Origin of the sequence: Paenibacillus sp. FSL W8-0187 (assembly GCF_037969755.1) — a bacterium.
Classification (GTDB): Bacteria; Bacillota; Bacilli; order Paenibacillales; family Paenibacillaceae; genus Paenibacillus_AQ.
This window is the reverse complement of the sequence record NZ_CP150206.1, coordinates 1739298-1759908: the sequence shown is the minus strand read 5'-3', so window position 1 is coordinate 1759908 and position 20611 is coordinate 1739298. Positions and strand designations below refer to the sequence as shown.

The 20611-nt window shown below is 48.3% G+C and carries 20 protein-coding genes and 1 riboswitch; of the genes, 11 read left to right on the top strand and 9 right to left on the bottom strand.

All coding sequences use genetic code 11. The features are described from left to right. Positions 1–122: 122 nt before the first annotated feature. On the bottom strand, positions 123–857 hold the full coding sequence (locus MKY48_RS07580) for a hypothetical protein (protein ID WP_339271317.1): 735 nt from the start codon (positions 855–857) through the stop codon (positions 123–125). Between the two features lie 203 nt (positions 858–1060). Then, positions 1061–1219 carry a hypothetical protein gene (locus tag MKY48_RS07575; protein ID WP_339271315.1) on the bottom strand — a complete coding sequence of 53 codons (159 nt, stop codon included), beginning with the start codon at positions 1217–1219 and terminating at the stop codon, positions 1061–1063. Between the two features lie 219 nt (positions 1220–1438). On the opposite strand from MKY48_RS07575, the gene MKY48_RS07570 reads away from it, so the two are divergent. The 6 genes from MKY48_RS07570 to queF all read left to right on the top strand — a co-directional run bounded on the left by MKY48_RS07570 (position 1439) and on the right by queF (position 5445). Then, complete coding sequence (locus MKY48_RS07570; RefSeq protein WP_339271313.1) at positions 1439–1891, top strand: hypothetical protein; 453 nt, start codon at positions 1439–1441, stop codon at positions 1889–1891. A gap of 55 nt (positions 1892–1946) precedes the next feature. Then, complete coding sequence (locus MKY48_RS07565) at positions 1947–2651, top strand: AIM24 family protein (protein WP_339271311.1); 705 nt, start codon at positions 1947–1949, stop codon at positions 2649–2651. A 111-nt stretch (positions 2652–2762) separates the two neighbouring features. Next, positions 2763–2794, top strand: a riboswitch (PreQ1 riboswitch). 134 nt (positions 2795–2928) lie between these two features. Next, complete coding sequence (gene queC / locus MKY48_RS07560; RefSeq protein ID WP_339271309.1) at positions 2929–3606, top strand: 7-cyano-7-deazaguanine synthase QueC; 678 nt, start codon at positions 2929–2931, stop codon at positions 3604–3606. Then, the gene (queD, locus tag MKY48_RS07555) at positions 3603–4094 is read left to right on the top strand and encodes a 6-carboxytetrahydropterin synthase QueD (protein ID WP_339271307.1); all 492 of its coding nucleotides are present in this window, start codon (positions 3603–3605) and stop codon (positions 4092–4094) included. The genes queC and queD overlap by 4 nt, the downstream gene beginning before the upstream one ends. Positions 4095–4167: 73 nt before the next feature. Then, complete coding sequence (gene queE, locus MKY48_RS07550; protein ID WP_256720566.1) at positions 4168–4878, top strand: 7-carboxy-7-deazaguanine synthase QueE; 711 nt, start codon at positions 4168–4170, stop codon at positions 4876–4878. A 69-nt stretch (positions 4879–4947) separates the two neighbouring features. Beyond that, the gene (gene queF, locus MKY48_RS07545) at positions 4948–5445 is read left to right on the top strand and encodes a preQ(1) synthase (protein WP_009591586.1); all 498 of its coding nucleotides are present in this window, start codon (positions 4948–4950) and stop codon (positions 5443–5445) included. Between the two features lie 109 nt (positions 5446–5554). On the opposite strand, the gene MKY48_RS07540 is transcribed toward queF, so the two are convergent. The 3 genes from MKY48_RS07540 to MKY48_RS07530 all read right to left on the bottom strand — a co-directional run bounded on the left by MKY48_RS07540 (position 5555) and on the right by MKY48_RS07530 (position 8785). Next, positions 5555–6457, bottom strand: coding sequence for an EcsC family protein (locus MKY48_RS07540; RefSeq protein ID WP_339271305.1), 903 nt, complete (start codon positions 6455–6457; stop codon positions 5555–5557). 200 nt (positions 6458–6657) lie between these two features. Further along, positions 6658–7131 (bottom strand): DNA starvation/stationary phase protection protein, encoded by a 474-nt coding sequence (locus MKY48_RS07535; RefSeq protein ID WP_339271303.1) that lies wholly within the window; start codon positions 7129–7131, stop codon positions 6658–6660. Positions 7132–7336: 205 nt separating this feature from the next. Beyond that, a complete protein-coding gene (locus tag MKY48_RS07530) occupies positions 7337–8785 on the bottom strand; it encodes a potassium/proton antiporter (RefSeq protein WP_339271302.1) in 1449 nt (482 codons plus the stop codon). 191 nt (positions 8786–8976) lie between these two features. Here MKY48_RS07530 and MKY48_RS07525 point away from each other — a divergent pair, with 191 nt between their 5' ends. Then, entirely contained in the window at positions 8977–10086 is a 1110-nt protein-coding gene (locus MKY48_RS07525; RefSeq protein ID WP_339271300.1) for a GNAT family N-acetyltransferase, read from the top strand. Positions 10087–10691: 605 nt separating this feature from the next. Here the strand turns inward: MKY48_RS07525 and MKY48_RS07520 are convergent. Beyond that, complete coding sequence (locus MKY48_RS07520; RefSeq protein ID WP_215159665.1) at positions 10692–11354, bottom strand: general stress protein; 663 nt, start codon at positions 11352–11354, stop codon at positions 10692–10694. Positions 11355–11590: 236 nt separating this feature from the next. Here MKY48_RS07520 and MKY48_RS07515 point away from each other — a divergent pair, with 236 nt between their 5' ends. Continuing rightward, positions 11591–12544, top strand: coding sequence for a hypothetical protein (locus MKY48_RS07515; RefSeq protein ID WP_339271298.1), 954 nt, complete (start codon positions 11591–11593; stop codon positions 12542–12544). A 72-nt stretch (positions 12545–12616) separates the two neighbouring features. Further along, positions 12617–12856, top strand: coding sequence for an NHLP leader peptide family RiPP precursor (locus MKY48_RS07510; RefSeq protein WP_098742453.1), 240 nt, complete (start codon positions 12617–12619; stop codon positions 12854–12856). A gap of 92 nt (positions 12857–12948) precedes the next feature. On the opposite strand, the gene MKY48_RS07505 is transcribed toward MKY48_RS07510, so the two are convergent. The 3 genes from MKY48_RS07505 to MKY48_RS07495 all read right to left on the bottom strand — a co-directional run bounded on the left by MKY48_RS07505 (position 12949) and on the right by MKY48_RS07495 (position 18555). After that, positions 12949–14838 carry an ATP-binding protein gene (locus tag MKY48_RS07505; RefSeq protein WP_339271295.1) on the bottom strand — a complete coding sequence of 630 codons (1890 nt, stop codon included), beginning with the start codon at positions 14836–14838 and terminating at the stop codon, positions 12949–12951. Between the two features lie 149 nt (positions 14839–14987). Beyond that, entirely contained in the window at positions 14988–16904 is a 1917-nt protein-coding gene (locus MKY48_RS07500) for a HAMP domain-containing sensor histidine kinase (protein WP_339271293.1), read from the bottom strand. 199 nt (positions 16905–17103) lie between these two features. Further along, on the bottom strand, positions 17104–18555 hold the full coding sequence (locus MKY48_RS07495) for a SulP family inorganic anion transporter (protein ID WP_339292645.1): 1452 nt from the start codon (positions 18553–18555) through the stop codon (positions 17104–17106). A 353-nt stretch (positions 18556–18908) separates the two neighbouring features. Between MKY48_RS07495 and MKY48_RS07490 the strand changes: the two genes are divergently transcribed. After that, positions 18909–19613, top strand: a complete 705-nt coding sequence (locus MKY48_RS07490) for a hypothetical protein (protein ID WP_339292644.1) — start codon at positions 18909–18911, stop codon at positions 19611–19613. A 552-nt stretch (positions 19614–20165) separates the two neighbouring features. Further along, on the top strand, positions 20166–20558 hold the full coding sequence (locus MKY48_RS07485; protein WP_339292643.1) for a hypothetical protein: 393 nt from the start codon (positions 20166–20168) through the stop codon (positions 20556–20558). Positions 20559–20611 lie beyond the last annotated feature (53 nt).

Sequence of the window (20611 nt, the reverse complement as noted above, 5' to 3'; positions counted from 1 at the left end):
GTTCCTATTATGAATTCGACAAAAAAAGACCACAGCCCTAGCAGCTGCGGTCTTTTAGATATGCAGATTTTTGTCAGATGTCGGCTAAGGAAGCCTTTTACTACCTTGAAATTGACTTATTCCTACAATAAAACGGTCTGTACAATCGCAAGGATTAAAACATAAATGCCTAAAGCAATCCCTATAAATTTAATCCATTGGCTTGATCCAATGCGGTACAATTCGATAACAGCTGCGCAGTTCGCTGCCAATCCCGTCATTAAAGCAAATACAAGGATGAGGGATGCCAGCTTTAACGACATGAAACTGATCAATCCACTTACGATAAGCGCCGCTCCGAATGGCAGCTGAAAAGAGCCGATCTTCGCAATGAATTCCTTTATGTCAAGCTTCTGCTTCGTAACCATATTGCCCGTAAACCAGAAGGAACCCAATAAAATAACGGTTGAGAACAACCCCATTAAAAGCGCCCTGCTCCCCATGCCGAAATTACTTAACACGGCCGACATCATGCCCAAGCCGGAATAGATAAGCTGCTTAAAGCCAAGGCCGAACAACCAAAAGCCGATGATACTGGAAGCCATCCCGATGAGACCGTAGATTAAACCAGTCTGATCTCCCCGCATGTTCAAAGCACTCATCGGATTTTTCAATAAGTTCTTCAGGACCTGCCCATCGACTTGAATGGTTGAGGCAGTCTTGGCATCTAAAGCTCCAAATGATGAGGACGCTGTACGCTCTGGTCCCGGCTCTGCCGCTGACGCCGTGTATTTCATAGAATTCGCTGCGATGTCGTCAACGCATTGATGTGCGACGTTTTCCGTTAATTTCTTGCCGCAATGTGTACAAAATGCCATTTCTTCAAAACCCCTTCTCACATATTATGGTTTATGTATATTGGTTCATGTTACAACCTAGTATAAAGGAAAATTGTATGAATTTGTAATGAAATCTTCCATGAATCGTCATATTTATTCAGACGAATTCTCTGTTTTTTAACACAAAAAAAACCGGAGGCGTTCTCCGGATTTTAGTGGCTGTGTTTTCATATAAAAGTCTATTAACCTATTTCTGCTGCCGAAACGGGCTTAGTATTCCCCATATGTCTTGGTATGCCTTGAATGGGAGCGTACGTTACTTTATCAATTAATAATCCGTTGCCCACGGGTTTTCCATTCACTGTAATCATAATTTTCTTCACGTTGTTATCTTTCATCATGATCAAAATCTCCTTTTATCTACTGTTCATTTATGATAATTCGTAGGGGATGGCTTGATAGGCGCTTACTTACATACATTACCCTTTACATGAGCAAGTTAAACAACTTGGCCTGCTAATAGATTCACTTCCACCGCAAATGTGGGTAATATATATTAATAGAAACCTGTCGGAATCTAATTCGTATTTACTATAAATAATCGAATGGTGGTGATCCTCTTGCATAAGCCGACAAAATCCAAGCTAATTCAACTTTCTCTCATCTTGCTGGTGGCGGGGATGGCGCTGCCGGCCGGTGGACGGACCGCCAACGCCAATTACTTTAACAATATGTATGATGATATCCAGCAGTTCTCCGGACTGCCCGATGAAATAAACCAGCTCAAGAACAACTATAACCAAGCCCTACAGGAACTTGATAAAGCCATGATCGCTTCCGAACGGCTGCAGCAGCAAAATCTAACCCTGGCGGAACAGAACTCCAATCTTGCGGAGCAGAACCAGCAATTAACCCAAATGGTAAGCCAGCTTCAGGAGGCTGAAGCCGCACGAAATCGCGGGGCGGAACGTTTAAAGACCGTGGCGATCACCGCCGTGGCATTGGCTGCCGGTTATTTTGTGATCATTCGCTTCCTGCGATTCGGCATGCGCCGAACGAACCGATCTAAATAGGACAAGCTCTGATCCAAATCCCCACCATTCAACCCAGGCAAAAGGAGGCGCGGCCATGATTATTCGAATGGAAGATGCAGCCGGCAGCGGAGCAGGACAAGCGGTCACGTTCTCCCTGACTGAGGACGACACAGCCCACGTCCTTCATCCTGAGCAAATCGTTGCCTATCGGGGTCCCTCCTCCGGACGCAGCGACCGTCTCATGAACGTAAAAGGCATATACCGCAAGAAAAAACTGATTCGTGCCGATATTACAGGGCCTAGTCAATTTACGGCTGCGCTCCCCCCAGGCTTCAATATGCATGAAATTCAGTTGGAAGGCGAACAGGACATGCTCTATGATTTTCGGCATGTTTTCTTTTATACTAAACATGTTACGATGCAGACACGAATCCTTAAGATCAAAAACATGCTGGTCACGCGAGACGCCATTAAGATGAAGTTTTCGGGAAACGGCAGTATCGGCATTTTGACCCAGGGTCCGGTATGCAAAGTCAAGCTGCATCCTACCGAGCCATTGTATGTGGACGCCGGGAGCATCATCGCCTATCCCGAAGCGGCCAAGCTGGACCTGACCGTATATGGCAATCATCTCGCCAGCCAGCATATGAACTATCACTGGAAGCTGACCGGTGACGGTTATGTGTTGTTTCAAGCAGGACGCCAGAATCAGCGGCTCGTGGACGAATTAAATGACGAGGGCATCATCAAGCGTTTTCTGCGGGAAGCAATTCCCTTTGGCGGAGTGTTTATCAAATAATCGGGCCGTGTTATAATGGAGGGCGTAATCAGACTGTATGCTGGATATAACACCCACTGCGGTCACAAGGACAAACAGAAGACAATCCATACGCCTGTCGCGGTGTGTGGGAGAGGTTCGTGAACTCCCTCTATAAAAAACTATCGTGTCTTATTCGGTGTTACACCCTAAGAATAAGGCTTGTTTTTTTACGGATTCAGTTCAATGAACTTCTCTTTCTTCTAGAGGTTCAGCCCTTCCGGCTGTTCTTAAATTATGAAGGATGAGAGGTTTTTTTATGCTTAAAAATGAAAAAGCGGTCGTTGTTTTCAGCGGTGGTCAAGACAGTACCACCTGCCTGTTCTGGGCGAAGGAACGCTTCGCCGAAGTCGAAACCGTCACCTTCGATTATGGCCAACGCCATAAGCTTGAAATAGAATGCGCGGCACAAATCGCCAAGGAACAAGGCGTGAAGCAAACAGTGCTTGATATGAGCCTGCTTAATCAGCTGGCACCGAATGCGTTAACGCGCAGCGATATCGAAATTGCCGAAGGCGACGGTTTGCCTACTACGTTTGTGGAGGGACGAAACCTGCTGTTCCTCAGCTTTGCTGCTGTACTGGCCAAGGGCATCGGCGCAAAACATCTGATCACGGGCGTATGCGAAACGGATTTCAGCGGTTATCCCGATTGCCGGGACAGCTTCATCAAATCGCTCAACGTTACGCTGAATCTGGCCATGGATTACCCGTTTGTCATTCACACACCGCTCATGTGGCTCGACAAGTCGGAAACCTGGGAGCTCGCCGACCAGATGAATGCACTCGAATACGTTCGCGACCATACGTTAACCTGCTACAACGGCATCAAGGGAGACGGCTGCGGGGAATGTCCTGCATGCAAGCTGAGAAAAGCGGGGCTCGACAACTATATGCAGCGACGTAACCGTGTAGCCGAAGGGGGGCGCCTGGTATGAGCCGCGAGCCCGGTGCTTTCCGCATTGTAGAGCAACTGCAGAAGCTTGGCGAAGACATCGATGCCGGAAGCCTGCGTTACCACCGGAAACGGGTACTTGTCTCCAAAGAGTTTACCTTTGATGCTGCCCATCATCTGCATTGCTATGAGGGAAAATGCAAGAACCTCCACGGCCACACGTACAAAGTGGTCTTTGGTATCAGCGGTATTCCCAATGAAATCGGCATTACCGTGGATTTTGGCGACATTAAAGATTGCTGGAAAACGGAAATCGAACCTTATCTGGATCACCGTTACTTAAACGAGACCCTGCCGCCAATGAACACAACAGCGGAAAACATGGTGGTCTGGCTGTTTGAAAAAATGGAGGAAGCCCTCCGCAGCAAAGAGTCGCACGAGCGACAAGGCACACGAACCGAATTCGTTCGCCTGTTCGAGACGCCGACCAGCTACGCTGAGGTCAGACGGGAGTGGATGATCGATGAATAATGTGCATGTAAAGCATGAGAACGATTCAAGTGCCTCCTCCCCTGTCATCGCGGTGGACCGTCCGATTCCCGTGATGGAGATTTTTGGTCCTACCGTTCAAGGTGAAGGCATGGTCGTTGGCCGCAAGACGATGTTCGTTCGTACGGCGGGCTGCGACTATCGCTGCTCCTGGTGCGATTCCGCATTTACGTGGGACGGGTCCGCCAAGGACACCATTTCGCGCATGAGTGCAGATGAGATTTGGCAAGAACTGTACCGGCTGGGCGGAGAACGCTTCGATCATGTTACCCTGTCCGGCGGCAATCCCGCTCTTCTCTCCCAGCTCGGCACGCTGGTGGATGAGCTGCACCGACACGGAATTACCGTTGCCGTGGAGACCCAAGGTTCACGCTGGCAGGATTGGCTGAATGATATCGATGAAGTCACCATCTCCCCCAAGCCACCAAGCTCAGGTATGGATACGGACTGGGGCAAGCTCGATGATATCGTCTCCCGGCTGTCCGCTCGGGCACCCGGCAGATCCTTCAGCCTTAAGGTTGTCGTGTTTGACGATAAGGACTTGAGCTATGCGGAAACAGTCCATGAACGATACCCGAATGTGCCGTTTTACTTGCAGACCGGTAATCCCGATGTAGGTACGGGTGATACCACTTCGCTGGTCTCCCATTTGCTGGATCGGTACGAGTTGCTTGTCGATGCCGTCATGCGATCCGATCGGTTGAACGATGTGCGTGTCTTGCCGCAATTGCACACGCTGGTCTGGGGCAATAAACGCGGAGTGTGACGGTTGTCCTAAAAATACGCTACACCTGATTGAGCATTTATTAATATATTTATAAAGGAGCTACACTATATGGCTGGAAGACAAAAAGAAGAAATGGAAGACGTCACCCTGCTTGGCAACCAAGGCACGAAATACACGTTTGAATATGATCCCGGCATTCTGGAGAGCTTTGACAACAAGCATCCCTACCGGGATTACTTCGTCAAATTCAACTGTCCCGAATTTACAAGCTTGTGTCCGATTACAGGCCAGCCGGACTTTGCGACCATCTACATCAGCTATATTCCGGATATTAAGATGGTGGAGAGCAAATCCTTGAAGCTGTACCTGTTCAGCTTCCGTAATCATGGGGATTTTCATGAGGACTGCGTCAATATCATCATGAATGACCTCATCAAACTGATGGATCCGAGATATATCGAGGTATGGGGCAAATTTACCCCGCGGGGCGGCATTTCCATCGATCCGTACTGCAATTACGGTCGTCCTGGAACCAAATACGAGGAGATCGCCGCGAACCGTCTGATGAACCATGACCTGTATCCGGAAAAGGTGGACAACCGATAGGAAGCCTTTTGCGTGAAATACGTCAGTTCTAATTACCGTAATGATGATAAAAAGGGTTGCCCGCATGGCGGATAACCCTTTTTATCATTTCAACAAGAGGAATAAACGATTACATAGGGTATTCCATATTCCTAAGCCGGTAATTCAGACGACGCTTCTTGTAGAGCATTTTCCCTGCCTCAGCCACATCGCTAATCGTCCCCTTGTTGCTGATTGAACCGAATACAATCCCAGCAATCGGAATCAGCTGAAACAACTTCTTCATCCCGAAGTTATCGGTATACGACTGAACGACTTCACGCCAGCCCTGCAGCTGTGAGAATACCTGCTCCGTCACTTGTTCATCATCAAAACTGGCGAGCTCCTCAAGCACCGCTTTTTTCCCCACGATATCGGCGGATGCAAACTGCAAGCACTTCACGATAAACACCCGCTCCCGGGGATCGTTCGGATCATACCCGTAACAAAGCGCCATCTCCTGCAGCACTTTAAGCGATTGACCGAGCACCATCGGCAGATCGGCCGCAATCGTAAATATGCCCCCGATTCCCGTTGCTGCTCCTTGCGCTGCGGCGAATTTGACGCGTTTTACGGTTAGCGTATCCGCTGCGCTATCCATGACTTGGAGCGGTAGCTTCGCGGCAAATGCCAAGGTAAGCCCGGAAGCAGCCTCCTCCTCTCCATTCTCATCTTCCATGTATTCCTCCTGAGCGGACTTGACGGAAGGGCCGGAAACCGGGTTTGGACCGTCCAATCCCGCTGTTTGCGCCAGAACCTTCATAACCGACTTCTCGCGAACCAGATGTTTCCCGCCGCTCTGAATAAATCCGCCTACCTCATTCAAGGCACTTCCGATTTTCTCTTGTACAGCCTTGGGCGTGAGGCGATCCAGCAGCATAAAAGGAATTCTTCCGAGCTTCTCCCAGAACATGACGTCCTTCTGCTCTTTCTCCCATTTCAAAATCTCTTGAAGCTGTGACTCCAGTTGTTGTCGTGATTCCATCTCGGTCATCCTCATTACTCCTATCCGCAATTAAAAAATAACTATAAACTGTATACGCAGGGCATGGAAGAAAGACGCAATAATTTTCAAATTTTATCTTATAACATCACTCATAAGGTTAATAAAAAAGAGATCAACCCCCATGAGGTCGATCTCTCTCTTTTATTTCCACAATCTGTCATGAGACGGCAAGCATACAGATGTGAGATTTATTTTCCCAAGAAGGCATTCAGCATCCAGGAATGCTTCTGTACATTGCTGACCATGCCAGTCAACAGATCGGATGTAGCGTCGTCCCCTTCTTGATCCGCGGCTTCGATGCCCGCCTTCAGTTCGTTGGCAAGCTGCTCGAAATCCGAAACCAGCTGTCCGACCATCTGTTCAGCCGTATTCTCATCGGAAACCTCCTGCAGCGTGGACAGCTTCAAATATTCCGCCATGCTGGCTGCCGGTTTACCGCCAATGGCCAGCATCCGCTCTGCCAGTTCATCCACATAACTCGCTGCTGTATTGTACAGTTCCTCGAATTTCTCGTGCAGCACGTAGAACTGATGACCTTGTACATACCAGTGATAGTGGTGAAGCTTCACACCAAGCAAACTCCAGTTGGCTACCTGCGTGTTCAAAATTTGTAGAAGTTCATTGGTTGTTGTTCCTTGTGCTTGTTGGGTTAAGTTACTCATTTATATCGTCTCCTTTAATATTGCATTTAGACTTATTCTAAATCCTTGTATTAATCATAACAGATTCTTGTCTCTTTTGCAAAGGAAATCGAAACTCATCAGATGAAGATAGGATGAAGAAATTACCTCCTATTTATACCTATCCTAGTTTATTTTTAAGATCAACTGCAATGACAGGCATCATATCTCTCTGCCGTGAAGAACCCTAGGACAAGCCCAGGATCGTTTTCATTTCCTTCCGCTTTTGCTTTGGATTCATCACATATAAAGTGTCCCCTGCCTCAATGACCGTACTCCCCTTAGGCGTAATGATACGCTTCTCCCGAATAATAGCCGTAAAGAGGATATCATCTGGCAGATTCAGTTGCTGAATCTCTTTGCCGACAATGGGCAAATCTCCATCCACCAGAACATGGTTGATCTCGGAATCCGCTTGTCCAAGAGCCATTAACTCTAATAAAGTCGGTGCTTTGGCTTTATCCTTCTCCACCAGCGAAAGCTTTTGCGTAAGCGGAGAGATCGTAGTGCCTTGGATCACCGCTGAGGTCAACACAACAAAGAACACGACATTAAAAAACAATTCTCCATGCCTGATGCCCGCCAGAACGGGATATGTAGCCAGGACGATCGGAACGGCCCCGCGAAGGCCCGCCCATGAAATTAATATTTTCTCCCGCATGGCAAATTTGGTGAACAACAGGCTGCTGAACACGCCGATCGGCCTGGCAATTAATATGAGAATCAAAGACAATAACAGTCCTTGCCATACGACCTCCGACAGCTCGTTCGGGAAAACAAGGAGCCCGAGCAGCACAAACATGACGATCTGCATCATCCATGCAAAACCTTGGTTAAATGCTTGAATTGTCTTGCGGTACGTCAGCTCGGTGTTGCCGAGCAGCAAAGCCATAACGTATACGGCCAGCAAACCGCTGGCACCAAGCCATGCGGCAGCGGCATAAGTCAGTACGGCGAATCCCAATGCCGTCACGGGATATAAACCCGAGGAATCGAAATTGATGCGATTGATCACATATACAGCCAGCATTCCAATAAGAACACCGACAACCAGGCCCAATCCCATCTCCTTCACGAAGGAAAAAATAAGACCGATCAAATGTAATTTCGGGTGTTCGATCCATTCGATTAAGGACACGGTTAGAAACACAGCCATCGGATCATTGCTTCCGGATTCAGCCTCCAGCGTCATTCGAATCCGTTTCTTCAGATTCGTTCCGCCGAGAACCGAGAAAACGGCTGCCGCGTCCGTCGAACCAACAATCGCACCAATTAACAGCCCCTCTTGTAACGAAATATCCAGAATGAATGCGGCGCAGATTCCGACGACAACCGTTGTCAACAAGACACCAATCGTGGCAAGTGAAATGGCCGTCCCCAAAACCGGCTTGATTTCTTTGAAATCGGTCTGCATCCCGCCTTGAAACAATATAACAATCAGCGCAAATATCCCGACCAGCTGGGTGAGCTCCGCATTATCGTAATAAATGAAGCGGCTGAGAATCATCCCGATGGCGATAAACAGTACCAGGGCGGGCATGCCGAAGCGAGAAGAAAACTTGGTGGTGAGTACGCCTGTCAGAAGCAAAGCGCCGCATAATAAAATCATGGAATCAACAAAACTTGGCAAGCTCATCCCTCCGGTGTCAGATTCGTAAGTTATATTACCCGAAAACTAACCCTTCCTCGCACACAACAAGTGCTTCTTCAAGAACGGAGTACAACGAAGCCGGACAAACAAAGAAGTTGCAAACGTTTACTGGAAATTCCACACCCAATGACTTTATACTGGTAACAAGCGACATACATAGGGGAGGCGTAAATCGAGTGAACATTTCTATTATGAAAAGCGATCAACTGCATCAAGCTGTTGAGCTGTCCAACCGTATTTTTCTGAAGCAGCCGGAACAGCCTTCTATGGGGGTATCCTTTCCTCCAATATTCTCACCGGGAATCAGCCATTCCTACGGCGCCTGGGATCAAGACAAACTCGTCTCATTCATGGGATTCGTACCATTTACCATTCAAACTCGCGGTGCAAGGTTAAATGTCTATTCCATCGGCTCCGTCTGTACGGATCCGGATTACCGGGGTCAGCGACTCGCAGGCAGTCTCCTGGAACAGTGTATCCGTCATGGGGAAGCTTCCGGGGCATCCTTAATCCTCATTTCCGGCGGCAGATCCCTGTACACCCGGGCAGGCAGCCGTTTGTTCGGCCGTGCATTCCGGTTCCAACTTGACCAGGGCGCCATCGAGCCCTTGCGGACGGTGACGGGAAAACAAGTGCGCATTCGGGGGATGCAGCCGCGGGATCTATTCCACCTTCAAAGGCTAATGGAGCAGCGGGAAGCCGGTTATGTCACCACGGCTTCGGAGCTTAACAAGCTGCTAGATGCAAGCGCCTACTCCAACGTGATCCGCCTTGAGCAGCAGGTGCTTGTCGCCGAAGAAGACGGCGTGCTGACCGCATTTGCCATCATCGCGGTACCCGGAGTTGTGATGACTCCTTCGAGAGAGTCTACCCTTGTAGAATGGGGGGGAAGCCCTGAAGCGGCGGCACTGGTCATAGCCGAGGCAATCTCGTCCTTCAACCTTTCAGAGCTAACGGTTCCGCTGCCTTGGCAGGATAAAGAGCTGGCAGCATTAATCCAATCTACCGGCGTCATGCCTGAATATATTCAGAATGAGGGGACCGTTTATTTGGTTAGCGGCCCAGAACTGCTTCGCCAGTTGGCTCCTTTGCTGCCTGAGGGGCTGATTCAGGCAGATGGCGAACATGGTCCTTACCGTATAACCCTGAACAATGAAGTATTGGAACTGGATGATGAGGGGTTGCTCTCGCTCCTGTTTGATCCGGAATCATCTTATCGGGCAAACGGAAGCGTAACCTTTGATCCTATTCCTCTCCCGTACACAGCAGGTCTTCAGTATATTTGACTTTAGGTGGACACTGAAGGTGCATTTGATCCCTCCCCTTAGCGGAGAGGTCATTTGCACCTTTTTATGTGCTAGGTTTTATATCTGAATCGTTCTACCAGGCTGCACAGCGCTGTTATTCATAACCAACTATGGCCGTCCGCCTATTTTTGACAGGATATGTGCCCTTCTTCTCCGCTTCTACATAGGATGAGATAACCTATCAGATGGAAAGAGGTGCATGGCTTGAGACAACATCCTAAAAGAGGCCTTGGTATTCCGGGTCTCTATCCCGGATACCCATTCTATCCTTATCCTTACTATCCTCCACCTTACTACCCGTTCTATCCGTACCCTCCGTTTTATCCGGGATACCCCGGTGGCCACGGATTTCCTGGACACGGGCATGGCCCGTGGCACCCTGGCAGACCGGGACACGGTCCGGGTTCGTGGTATCCCGGGGGTCCTGGTGGTCCTGGACACGGGCACGGACCTGGCGGTCCCGGTTCGAGGGGAGTACAGAGACAGCGCAATAAGCGGTAAACACACATTAACGCGCATGAACAAACCGCCCGGATTCATCCCGGGCGGTTTATTATTGAAAATTCATATTTTAACAATAACCTTTATCGTCTCTTCGAAATTTCATTCCGATCCGGACTTATGGCACCGCCATTACCATCACCATAACCTTGATATAGGTTAGGGTCTGGAACTGCATCCTCGGTAGCAGCCGCTGCTTCAGAGCGTGAGTCTATCGGCGCACCGGTACCGCTATAAGTGCCTTCTTCACGGTAATGATGTTCATTAATGGCGCTATTGCTGCGGAATATATCATATACCCGGCCACCATTCGTTTCATCTGCATCCACCATGACCAGAATATGGCCTTCATCCACATAGCCCCCATATTCCTCTGCTTGCTCTTCCGGAATTCCGAGGCCGATCAAACCACCTACCAATCCGCCCGCCCCAGCGCCTACGGCTGCTCCTGTAAGTGTTGCCGCAATCGGACCTGCCGCGATGATCGGACCAATGCCCGGAATGGCCAATGCACCTAAACCGGCCAACAATCCGGTTACACCGCCTAACACACCGCCTGTGGCCGCTCCGGATGCCAAGCCCTCAGGTGCCTTGGTGCCGGTCTCGTCCTGAATATGAGAAGATTCACCGCGATCCTTGGCAATAACCGAGATTTCATCGGCTCTGAAACCTTGCTGCTTTAGTTCCTCAATGGCCCGGGTTGCTTCCTGCTCCGTCCGAAAAGCTCCTACAATTTTCTGAGTCATATGAATTCCTCCTCGTGGTCATTTTCGGTTTATCGCTGTACACCCCTAACTTAAACGTCAGTCGCCATAATCAAACAAGAAAACCAATGTACCGCCTGCAAAAGTACCCGCCACAGCATCAAAAATCCCATAATACCCCATTCAATGCAGCTGGTAATATTTAACTTTATGATGATCCATGTTAATATAGCAAGTAAGCACTTGGTTCCTTATAAATAGAATAGGTTGGTGATTCCATGAACTGGTTCAAGCCATTCGAGGACGATCTTGCTGCCGCATTCTCAGCCTGCGAAGCAAGGCTTTCCGAGCTCCCTGCTCCCTTGAATGAAATCGGTCTTTCATACTTGAGAAAGTTTGACGTGTTCGAGCAGGACAGTTCCAAAAATTACATATGTTATCTGCTTCCCTTCTGGATGAAAGAACTGACCTCACTCCCCGCCGATGTATACCGTCACCTCTCAGCGGCCAACATTATCGGCATGTTGTACTACTTCATTCAAGACGACATCATGGACTCGCCCTATGACAGTCAGTCTCCCATAGATCCTAAACACCATCTCGCACTTGCCAACCTGCTGTATTACGAGTTTCTCACATCCTATCAGCCCTACTTTCCAGCGAATTCCGACTTCTGGTCTTATTTCAAAAACTACACGCATGAATGGTCTGAAGGCGTCCTCCACGAAACCCGGGACGATTACTTTAAGCACAACAGGGCCATGATTGCAAAAAAAGCAGCTCCCGTAAAGCTGGGAAGCACTGCCGCACTGCTGTTATCTGATCAAGCAAGCCTCATTCCACGAACGAATGATGTGATGAACCAGGTTCTGCTGACCTTGCAGATGATGGACGATTGGACCGATTGGAAGCAGGATCTTGCGGATGGCAGCTACAACTGCCTGCTGTCTCTCATTAAATCGGAATTGGGACGACCACATGGCGAGATTCTGACGCTGCCCGAAGTTCAAGAAGCCATCTATATCAACAACATGATGAAGCCCTATGCAGACATTGCCGCAGCGACCCATACTCATCTCTTATCGATAGATATAGATGCCCCCCATCTCATCTCCTTTCATCAAACGTTGGTGGATGAGCTTCAAACCGAAGCGAATCATATCGAAAACAGCAAAGAAACGCTTTCTTATGGCGGGTTAAACTATTATTTGTCTATTCTAAGCAAAAAATAATAGATTTTATATTTGTTCCATGGTATTCTTTAAGAGTAAAAAATAACCAATTTATTTGAAAGGGTGATTCTTATGACGACAGAAGCCATCTTTCAAACACAATTGATTCAGAAAGCTTGGGAGGATCCTAGCTTTAAGGCAAAATTGCTCAGCGATCCGAAATCCGCCATCAAGGAAGTTCTTGGGGTACGGATTCCCGACCACATCGAGATTCGAACGCTTGAAGAGAACCCTAACGAGCTCTATCTGGTCATTCCTCCGAATCCATCAGGCGTGATCAAGTCAGAAGCCAAAGAAAGAGCCATCTGGTAAAGACTACATAACAGCGTGGACATTTCATAAATAGAAGTAATCGGTACAACGAGTGGGGACGATAACCGTCATCGCTGCCGCAGCTTAGCGAATTATTCGCCAGCTGCGGGAAGCGTAATAACGGCATCCGTCCCCACTCCTTTTTTACTCGTAAAATAAATGTCTCCATCCATCGCCTCGATAATGCGGAAGGTCACCATCAGGCCAAGCCCCGTCCCCTTCGTTTTGTTGGAGAAATAAGGCTCTCCCAGCCGTGCCAACACATCGGGCCCCATCCCTTCGCCATTATCCACAACATGAATATATACCTGGTCTTGCTGGCGATAGCAGCGGATATGGACCAATCCCTCTTCGCCCAGCGCCTCGATGCTATTCTTAACAATGTTGATAAAGGCCTGCTTGAATTTCGAGGAATTCCCCCGAATCGTAATATCCTCCGGAATATCTACGGTAATCTTGCCTCCTTGGAGGTGTGCAAGCGGGCCTAGTATGCCTTCAATATGCTTAAACTCCTCCGAAACTCGAAGCACGGTGTCTTTGCCGAATTCCGGTTTGGCAAAGGTTAAGAAATCCGTAATAATGCCGGAAGCACGGTCCAGCTCCACCAGAGCCAAATCTAAATATTCGCGTTCAGCAGCTTGGGCTTTTCCGGTGAGAAGCTGCAGGAAACCCCGCGTTACTTGCAGCGGGTTACGAACCTCGTGCGCAACCGATGCTGCTAGCTCACTGATAATCTCCATTTTCTCCGAACGCTGCAGTTCATTGTTGAACATCTCAAGCTCCTTGGAGTATTGAAGAATCCGTTCGTGATTTTTGGCAAAATGCCGTCCGAGAATGACAATCAGGGCGATAATAAAGCTGACAATCCCCCATTTCCAAAGGAAGAGATTATAGCTGCCCCGAGTGAGGAAAAATTGCAGCAGCTCACTTAAGCCCACAACAGCGAATACCGCAAAGCCTGCATTAAAAATAACAGCGTCCTTATTTCCCTTAACGGCATAATACATGGAGCTTCCGACCAGCAATACAAATTGAACGATCATCACAACACCCATGACATGAACGGAGAAGAAATAATACAGGTCGAACCATTGATTTGAACCCCATTGATTAGCAATCAGAAACAGCCCGCAAAACAGCGAGTAGACGATCTGGAACTTGCGGAGTTTACGCAGCGAACCCTTCCAGCCGGGCCCGAAGATTTTTTCAAAAAAGAGACTGAACGAAGGAAGTAAGATAAATAATGAGATGTCATATAAGTGAGTGTACATATTGCCATATTGATTAAAAATCGTATAAAGAAACGGGGAGTATGTAAACACCAGGATGCCTACAGATAAAATAATTAAAGATAAGGATAATACAGCGATCAAATATTTTCTGTTCAGAAAAATAGCGCAGATCAACATCACCAATGCGATAAATATGAAGGCGCTCCCGAGAATGATGTCCATCAAATTCGACTTAACAAACCGATTAAACATGTCTTGATAATCGCCGACGAGGACTTTCCCTTCAATTGTCACATGATCCCTAGCGGTCTCCAGCCAGATGTGAAGATCCTTGCCGAGCATATCCTGATGCAGAGGAAGCAAAATGTAATTAAGCTCATAATTGTACGTTCGGGTAGATTCGTAAATCTTCTCATGGTCCGCATAAACCGCAACCTTCTGCCCGTGGAGCTTATCAATCAAAATGCCAGGGGATGTAGAGGCGATCTCGGGAATCCTCATATAAATCCACGCGGATGCCTTGGTATGCGGCTTAAAAGGCTTCGAATCACCGACCGAAGTTTCCATCCAGTCATTGATGTGGACGGGCACGCTCTCGGGAATCCCTCGGGATTCCGACCAGAGGATTCTCCACTCCTTAATCGCTGCACGAGCTGCCGTTTCTTCGGTGGCAAAGACAAGCCTGGGAAACCCCTGGCTTAAAGTAAAAACGATGATCAGGAACACAGCGATTATCCATCCAGACCTCATTGACGCACCTCAAACATTATAATGAGTGAAACTCTTACTGTGTTATTCGATGCAACAAAACCTTCCACCTTCTAATATTCGGAAAAATGATAAAATTTTCTATTAAAGATATAACAAAGAGAGATACCGTTACGGCATCCCTCTTAAATTTATACTTCCCCCTCCTGCAAAGCAGGTACGGCCGGAAAGCGGATAATAGCCTCTGTCCCGCTTCCTTTTTCACTAACAAAATGAATGGTGCCATGCATCGCTTCGATGATTCGAAAGGTGACCATCAAGCCGAGCCCCGTCCCTTTGGACTTATTGGAGAAGTACGCCTCACCCAGTCTCTCAAGATCCGCAGCATCCATTCCGATGCCGTCATCTTTGATGTGAATGACCACTTCTTCACCCTTGGCATAGGCCCATATGCGAATAACCCCTTCTCCATCCAGTGCCTCTATACTGTTCTTGACGATATTAATCATTGCTTGTTTAAGTTTGGAAGAATTACCGGTCATGTATAATTCCTTCGCGACATCCAGCTCGATCGTGCCCCCGCTAAGATTGGCCAGCGGCAGTAGGATGCCTTTCACATGCTTCAGCTCCTCATACACATTCAGCTTGACCTCATTCTCCAATTCAGGCTTAGCAAACGTGAGGAAATCCGTGATGATCCCCGAAGCCCGGTCCAGCTCCTTCAGCGCCAGTCCAAAATACTCCTTCTCCGCCTGCTTGGAGTTCTGTGCCAGAAGCTGCATGAAGCCGCGCGTCACTTGCAGCGGATTGCGAACCTCGTGTGCAACCGAGGCGGCCAGCTCGCTGATAATCTCCATTTTCTCCGATCGCTGAAGTTCATTATTAAACATCTCTAGCTTCCTGGAATACTGCAGCACTTGCTCATGGCTGCGGACGAATTTACGCCCCAGCATGACGATCAGAGAGACAATCAGTCCGATGATGCCCCATTTCCATAGAAAGAAATGATATTGTCCGTCATGGTAATAAAAGGCCAGCAGATCTCCGAGCGCTGCTAACGCCATCATCCCGAAACCAACGGAAAAGATATAAGCGTCCTTATTCCGCTTGGAAGCATACAGAATGGTGGTACCGACAAGCAGCAGCATCTGCAGGATAATCAGAATGCCCAAGATCTTCACCGAAACAAGATAGTAAATCTCGTGAAATGAATGATCGCTGACCACCTGGGCAACTAGAAATATCAGGCACATTATGGAGTAGGCTATTTGAAATCTTCGGCAGTAGCGAATGACTCGATAGGGCCCGGAACCATATATTTTCTCAAAATAGTAATACAGCGCCGGCAGCACGGCAAAGAGTGAGATATCAAACACCGCGACCCACACGTTGCCCAGGTCTCCATAGAAGGTGTATAGGAACGGCGAATACGTAATAAGCATAGCCCCGCTTGCCAGAATAATCACACTAAGCGAAAGCCAACTGGATACCGTATGCTTCGGAAGGAACAAGCAGCAGAAAAACATGACCACCGCAATAAACAGAAACGAGCTGCCCAATATGAAATCTTCCAGGTCATTCTTGATAAAGCTTCCACGCAGATGCTCATATTCGCCAAGTATAATATCGCCATCGATGCCTAACGTCATATCCCTGACGCCGTTTGTCCATATATAAACGGTCTTGCCAGCATCATCCGGATGGATCGGAAGCAGAAGAGAATGACTCGTATACATATAGTCTCGCTTGGCTTCATACACCTGTTCATTATCCAAAAAAGCCAAAACATCCTGTCCCTTAATGCGGTCAATCATGATGGCCGAATGCTTCCAAGGGAGAGCGGGCAAAGTAAAACGATTCCATGCTGAATACACCCCATCTGACTTTGGGGGTCCCGTCTTGTCTGGTATTCCCGCCAACCAACTTCTTCCCTGCAGGTTGACTGGCGAAACAACATCCTGTTGTTCGTCATCCCACATAAACTGCCAATCGGGTATCACGGTTTGAGCATTCTTTGCTTCCGATTTTCCCGGTGATATGATCGATATAAGCAGCAGCAGCGGCACTACCAGCAGAAGCAGGAATATGTATTTGGGCATATCCTTCATCTAGTCAGCACCTCTAACCGTCTATAGTCAATAAAAGTCCGCATCTTCACCGTCCGGCTGATTCGACAAACTTCGTGTTCATTTACAATCAATATAACATGAAACGTCTGTTCCGTTTGTAAAATTTTTATTACATAAAAGGCAAAATAAAAAGGGATCGCTCTTAACCCTAAGGCTAAAAAGCAATCCCTTTTCGTTTCTAGTGTGTGGAGCTTGAAGCAAGGCCGACTTTATCAACCATCCGCTGACTTTCATCGTTCAACCCCACGAGCGTAATGGCTTTACCCGCTTCCTTGTACTTATTCAATACCTTGGAAATGGCATTCGTGGCTGACTGATCCCATACATGGGATTTGGAAAAATCAATCACGACATGCTCAGGGTCCTCATTCACGTCAAACAGGTTTATAAAATACATCATTGTACCGAAAAATAACGGCCCCCGGATTTCATATACCTTCATACCGTTTGGCTGCACATGCGGTATGGCCTGGATTTTTGCCATTTTCCAGCCGAAATTCAACGCGCTTAACATAATACCGGTCATGACCCCGATGGCCAGATTATGCGTTGCCACCACGATGATCACCGTTGCCAGCATGACAATGGCATCACCCAGCGGAACACGGTGAAGTGTGCGAAGGTATCCCCATTCAAACGTACCGATGGAAACCATAAACATGACCCCGACAAGCGCTGCCATCGGAATTTGTTTCACGACGTCGCCGAGCACAATGATGAGAAACAGCAGGAACACACCAGACACCAGGGTTGATAACCGGGTGCGACCGCCTGATTTCACATTAATCACCGTCTGTCCGATCATAGCGCAACCGGCCATGCCGCCGAAGAATCCTGTGATCACGTTGGAAACACCCTGACCGCGGATTTCCCGGTTCTTGTCGCTGCCGGTATCCGTCAGCTCATCGACTAGCGACGCCGTCAGCAGCGATTCCGTCATCCCGACGACAGCAAGAGCTAGAGAAATAGGCAATATCGTCATGATCATATCCAAACTGATGGTTACATTCGGAATGTGGAAGAACGGAAGAGCCTGCGTAATGTTGCCCATGTCCCCCACTGTTTGCACAGGAGCCTTGAACCACACCGCTATGATCGTCATTACGATGATGGCAACAAGCGCCGAGGGAATCGCTTTGGTAACCAGCGGCAGCAAATAGATGATGAGCAGCGTTCCGATGACCATCAAGTACATCGGCCACGATTCACCCTTGAAATTCGGAATTTGGGCCAGAAAAATAATGATGGCTAGCGAGTTCACGAATCCGGTGATGACCGGCTGGGGGACAAACGTAATAAACCGTCCGAATTTGAGCGCCCCCATCAACAATTGCAAGATTCCTGTAAGAATCGTTGCCGCATACAAATACTCAATCCCGTGCATCGCCACGAGCGGTCCCATTAATGATGCCATGGCCCCTGTCGCTGCGGAGATCATACCGGGACGTCCGCCGAATAATGAAATACTGACAGCAATCACAAAAGAAGCATAGAGTCCGACCATGGGATCGACACCCGCCATGATAGAGAATGCGATCGCTTCCGGTATGAGAGCGAACGCTACCGTCAATCCTGACAAAATATCTCTGCGTGAGTTGCCAAAGAAGCCTTGTTTAATCCATTGAAACAAAGTCCTAATCACTTCCTGTCCTATTGTAGTTGATTGACAATCCACTCTCAGGATTGTCCCGGTCCGATAGTCACTTTTTCGATTATAACGGGATCATTTCAAAATTTCATTATCTATTTAGCGGACCTATTCCACGAAATCATACATTTTCTCCCGTTTGTATTGAATTTCGTCCATTTTTCCTGTTTTAAAATTTTCATAATGCTGCAAATGACAGGGAAAGATAGAACTTGTATGGTTCATCATCGCCTGAACGTACCCGGGATTCATTCTTGCTTCAGCGGGTAAAGTCGAAGTATAGAAACCTGTTGTATTTTGAAATGTATTTGAAATCATAGAAGGAGATGGTCAATATGCGCGACGAAAACAATCGGAATACGCTGGCAGACTTGACATATTTGGAATTCGAGGCTAAGCGGAGAGTTGAGGATACGGAGATGATTCCGCAAGATGATCTAAGAGACGTCAACACCTACACGGAGCAAAGCCTAAGCAGCGAAGATGCGGACCATATCGCGTATGATCTGAATGAAGCGGCACCTGCGGATGCAAAACCGGAGGAGCGTATGGACCCGGATCACAGCGCCATCGATGCATGGGAAGCTACCGGTGCCGATCCCGAGCAGTGGACCATTGCCGACGAGAGAACCTTTTCCTCTTCACCCTCAGAGCAGGCAGAAGCAGACCGGATAGAGGGGGATCGACCAGTCGATGAAACCTACATTCGCGATGTCGCAGATGATGTAACGGATCGGGAATGGCGGGCCGTCGAAGGCGAACCCCCTTCTCGTCCCGGAGACGAAATTATCGGCCAATACTCCGGCGATACGGAGCGGCGGCTTGCAGCAGACGCATCATTAACCGGCAGCGGGACTGCGTTTTTAAACCAGGACATTTTTAAAGATTACCCGTCCGGAGAAGCTGAGTACCAGCCGCTGGAGGATGTACCGGATGCGGACGCTATTGCGGCCAATAGCCCGGTGGACCCCGCTGCCCCGCCGACGGAGCAGATGCACGGTATCGATCTACTAAACGGCAGCCATGGCGGAGACGACTAAACCTGCAAAACCCGCCTCTCCAATAGGAAGGCGGGTCTTATACTAGTATGGGTACGATCGTCTATTTTCCGAATATGATATCCAGCCAGCCGAGGAATGACATCCACAGCAAGATGCCGATCAAGGTACCCCATATGAGTGCTGTTAATATGTTTCCCTTTCTTTCCATGCCTATGCCTCCCATACAACATCTTTATAGTAAAACAGTATGGGTCGAGCTATCAGTTCTTATACTAGCCAACCATTTCAAAGACTAGATTCACTAGGAGGAACCGCCTATGAAGAAGCATTCTGACGAGAATCAACGTTTAGTGACCGAACGCGATATTGATGAGGATTTTGGTCTGTTTGTCGAGGATTCATATCCGGACAGTATCCCGATACCAAGGCAGCATTAAACACGAGAAGCCGGATGGCAGTGAAACGAGCAACCGCGGAAACTCTTCATCTTCCTGATCCTTCACGCGCCGGAAATGTGAACCTCTACGTTCACCCATGTCATACCTTCCAACATACACTACACTATACGACCCTGGAAGGATGATGCTGAATATGAAAGGATTGCCGCTCCATCCCTGCGGACATAAAATCACGCTCCAGCAGCGACTGGCCACTTTAACCGGTCATCTGGTTGAAGTCAACGCACCGAACACCGGTTTAGAACCCGGACGTTTACAGCGGGTATTTCCGAAAAATTTCATCAAGGTAAATGGCGAGCTCTTTATACCGTCCAGTCTCAACTCGGTTCGGGTATTTGATGTCAAGCCGCCGGGCAAAACGATGCTGGTAGGTGTGCGGACCACCTTCCCTACCCGTGGTGCCTTTAACCGGATCCGTCTGGTCAGAATCGGAGCCGATTTTATTGAATTGCTTGCCAAGGATAAGAACCGTTCCCGGATTCTGCTCCCTCTAAACAAAGTGGAGGGCATATTTCCGGCGAAGTAGAGACAGTTCAAAGTTTTCCTTCCCTTAAGCTTCCAGACTTGCTACAAGTCCGG